The organism is Streptomyces sp. NRRL S-920 (assembly GCF_000717945.1).
GTDB lineage: Bacteria > Actinomycetota > Actinomycetes > Streptomycetales > Streptomycetaceae > Streptomyces > Streptomyces alboniger.
The window spans coordinates 1-556 of record NZ_JODF01000159.1 but is presented as its reverse complement, the minus strand read 5'-3'; the positions used below and the strand labels follow the sequence as shown (position 1 = coordinate 556).

General features: G+C 69.1%; 1 protein-coding gene. It reads right to left on the bottom strand.

The annotated features are described in order from the left end of the window. Window positions 1–556 (bottom strand): SpnB-like Rossmann fold domain-containing protein (locus IG54_RS38955; protein ID WP_037898484.1); only part of this gene is annotated, 556 nt, incomplete at both ends.

Below are 556 nucleotides of genomic sequence, written 5' to 3'. Positions count from 1 at the left end.
CGCGCCTAGTTCGGGCGACACGTCATCGGTGTCGAGGAGGAGGAACCGGTCGGGGTTCTCAGACTGGGCTGCGCGTACCAGGCCCCACACGGGTGCGTTGGCCAGGTCGGTGACAGCGTCGTCGGGTCCGGCGGCGATGGCGCCGCGTGTGACGAAGACGAGACGGGAGTCGGCGAAGCGGTCCTGGGCCAGCCACTCCTGGACCAGGGCCAGGGTGTGGTGGGTGGCCTGGTGGGCTGCGGCGGCCGCGTCGATGTCGTCGTAGGCCGCCAGAGGAACAAAGACGACCTGCGGGATGACGTCGGCGGCAGCCAGCTCAGCCAGGCCCGGGAATGTCGGCCCGTCCGTGAAGGAGGTCGCCCGACCCAGTACGGCGTAGGACTTGGACTCGGCGGCAGACAGCGGCAGCTCGCGCCACTCGATGCTGAACAGCGAGTCGTTGTAGTTCTCGGTGCCTGCGGTGAGTTGGTCGGTGGTGATGGCGCGGAGTACGAGGGAGTCCGCGGTGGCGACGGGGGTGCCGGTTTCGTCGGTTGCGGTGATGGTTACGGCGTCG